The organism is Superficieibacter electus (assembly GCF_002915575.1).
Classification (GTDB): domain Bacteria; phylum Pseudomonadota; class Gammaproteobacteria; order Enterobacterales; family Enterobacteriaceae; genus Superficieibacter; species Superficieibacter electus.
In genome coordinates, this window is record NZ_PQGD01000063.1 from 1 (window position 1) to 3,042 (window position 3,042).

Here is a 3,042-nt window from a genome sequence, read left to right on the forward strand (position 1 = left end):
CTTCGGCGTTGTAAGGTTAAGCCTCACGGTTCATTAGTACCGGTTAGCTCAACGCATCGCTGCGCTTACACACCCGGCCTATCAACGTCATCGTCTTTAACGTTCCTTCAGGAGACTTTACGTCTCAGGGAAGACTCATCTCGGGGCAAGTTTCGTGCTTAGATGCTTTCAGCACTTATCTCTTCCGCATTTAGCTACCGGGCAGTGCCATTGGCATGACAACCCGAACACCAGTGATGCGTCCACTCCGGTCCTCTCGTACTAGGAGCAGCCCCCCTCAATCTTCCAGCGCCCACGGCAGATAGGGACCGAACTGTCTCACGACGTTCTAAACCCAGCTCGCGTACCACTTTAAATGGCGAACAGCCATACCCTTGGGACCTACTTCAGCCCCAGGATGTGATGAGCCGACATCGAGGTGCCAAACACCGCCGTCGATATGAACTCTTGGGCGGTATCAGCCTGTTATCCCCGGAGTACCTTTTATCCGTTGAGCGATGGCCCTTCCATTCAGAACCACCGGATCACTATGACCTGCTTTCGCACCTGCTCGCGCCGTCACGCTCGCAGTCAAGCCAGCTTATGCCATTGCACTAACCTCCTGATGTCCGACCAGGATTAGCTGACCTTCGTGCTCCTCCGTTACGCTTTAGGAGGAGACCGCCCCAGTCAAACTACCCACCAGACACTGTCCCCACGCCGGATTACGGCGCCAGGTTAGAACATCAAACATTAAAGGGTGGTATTTCAAGGATGGCTCCACGCAGACTGGCGTCCACGCTTCAAAGCCTCCCACCTATCCTACACATCAAGGCTCAATGTTCAGTGTCAAGCTATAGTAAAGGTTCACGGGGTCTTTCCGTCTTGCCGCGGGTACACTGCATCTTCACAGCGAGTTCAATTTCACTGAGTCCCGGGTGGAGACAGCCTGGCCATCATTACGCCATTCGTGCAGGTCGGAACTTACCCGACAAGGAATTTCGCTACCTTAGGACCGTTATAGTTACGGCCGCCGTTTACCGGGGCTTCGATCAGGAGCTTCTCTTGCGATAACCCCATCAATTAACCTTCCGGCACCGGGCAGGCGTCACACCGTATACGTCCACTTTCGTGTTTGCACAGTGCTGTGTTTTTAATAAACAGTTGCAGCCAGCTGGTATCTTCGACTGGTTTCAGCTCCATGAGCAAGTCACTTCACCTACGCACCAGCGTGCCTTCTCCCGAAGTTACGGCACCATTTTGCCTAGTTCCTTCACCCGGGTTCTCTCAAGCGCCTTGGTATTCTCTACCTGACCACCTGTGTCGGTTTGGGGTACGATTTCGTGTTACCTGATGCTTAGAGGCTTTTCCTGGAAGCAGGGCATTTGTCACTTCAGTACCGTGGTACCTCGTCATCACGCCTCAGTGTTAACGCGCAACCGGATTTACCTGGTCACACCACCTTCACGCTTAAACCGGGACAACCGTCGCCCGGCCGACATAGCCTTCTCCGTCCCCCCTTCGCAGTAACACCAAGTACGGGAATATTAACCCGTTTCCCATCGACTACGCCTTTCGGCCTCGCCTTAGGGGTCGACTCACCCTGCCCCGATTAACGTTGGACAGGAACCCTTGGTCTTCCGGCGTGCGGGTTTTTCACCCGCATTATCGTTACTTATGTCAGCATTCGCACTTCTGATACCTCCAGCAGCCCTCACAGGCCACCTTCAACGGCTTACAGAACGCTCCCCTACCCAACAACACATAGTGTCGCTGCCGCAGCTTCGGTGCATGGTTTAGCCCCGTTACATCTTCCGCGCAGGCCGACTCGACCAGTGAGCTATTACGCTTTCTTTAAATGATGGCTGCTTCTAAGCCAACATCCTGGCTGTCTGGGCCTTCCCACATCGTTTCCCACTTAACCATGACTTTGGGACCTTAGCTGGCGGTCTGGGTTGTTTCCCTCTTCACGACGGACGTTAGCACCCGCCGTGTGTCTCCCGTGATAACATTCTTCGGTATTCGCAGTTTGCATCGGATCGGTAAGTCGGGATGACCCCCTGGCCGAAACAGTGCTCTACCCCCGAAGATGAGTTCACGAGGCGCTACCTAAATAGCTTTCGGGGAGAACCAGCTATCTCCCGGTTTGATTGGCCTTTCACCCCCAGCCACAGGTCATCCGCTAATTTTTCAACATTAGTCGGTTCGGTCCTCCAGTTAGTGTTACCCAACCTTCAACCTGCCCATGGCTAGATCACCGGGTTTCGGGTCTATACCCTGCAACTTAACGCCCGGTTAAGACTCGGTTTCCCTCCGGCTCCCCTATACGGTTAACCTTGCTACAGAATATAAGTCGCTGACCCATTATACAAAAGGTACGCAGTCACCCCACAAGGAGGCTCCCACTGCTTGTACGTACACGGTTTCAGGTTCTTTTTCACTCCCCTCGCCGGGGTTCTTTTCGCCTTTCCCTCACGGTACTGGTTCACTATCGGTCAGTCAGGAGTATTTAGCCTTGGAGGATGGTCCCCCCATATTCAGACAGGATACCACGTGTCCCGCCCTACTCTTCGAGTTCACAGTATGTGTGATTTTGTGTACGGGACTATCACCCTGTACCGCCGGACTTTCCAGACCGTTCCACTACCACACACGCTGATTCAGACTCCGGGCTCCTCCCCGTTCGCTCGCCGCTACTGGGGGAATCTCGGTTGATTTCTTTTCCTCGGGGTACTTAGATGTTTCAGTTCCCCCGGTTCGCCTCATGCCACTATGTATTCATGACATGATAATGTGCCGGAGCACACTGGGTTTCCCCATTCGGGTATCGCCGGTTATAACGGTTCATATCACCTTACCGGCGCTTATCGCAGATTAGCACGCCCTTCATCGCCTCTGACTGCCAGGGCATCCACCGTGTACGCTTAGTCGCTTAACCTCACAACCCGAAGATGTTTCTTACGACTCATCATCGCGCTGCAATAATTTGAGAGACCCACGAACAATTTTCATTGTTCAGTGTTTTTTCAATTTTCAGCTTGATCCAGATTTTTAAAGAGCAAA

General features: G+C 53.2%; 1 rRNA gene. It reads right to left on the reverse strand.

The features are described 5' to 3' along the window. Positions 1-12 precede the first annotated feature (12 nt). Positions 13-2,917: ribosomal RNA gene (locus CHU32_RS27670) — 23S ribosomal RNA — on the reverse strand. Between the last annotated feature and the right edge of the window lie 125 nt (positions 2,918-3,042).